This window comes from Labrys sp. F242 (assembly GCF_057813875.1).
In genome coordinates, this window is the sequence record NZ_JBVASG010000071.1 from 1 (window position 1) to 252 (window position 252).

Sequence of the window (252 nt, forward strand, 5' to 3'; positions counted from 1 at the left end):
AGCGACAACGGCCCCAGCTACATCGCCGGCGAACTGGCGGAATATATCGAGGCCAACAAGATGAGCCACGTCCGCAGCGCCCCGATGCATCCCCAGACCCAGGGCAAGATCGAGCGCTGGCACCAGATGTCAAGCGAAGCGAGGATTTGACCCCTTTGGCGAAGTGAGGAACTGACCCCCTTGTCATTGCGCTGCGGTTGAAGTGGCATCAAGCGCAGATCCGGCCTTCTGCAGAAGGCCGGATCTGCGCTT

Annotated in this window: 1 pseudogene; it reads left to right on the forward strand. The window is 60.7% G+C overall.

Annotated elements, in window-relative coordinates:
• Positions 1–126: pseudogene (locus ACZYTC_RS34480) on the forward strand (IS481 family transposase); the annotation flags it as partial.
• Positions 127–252 lie beyond the last annotated feature (126 nt).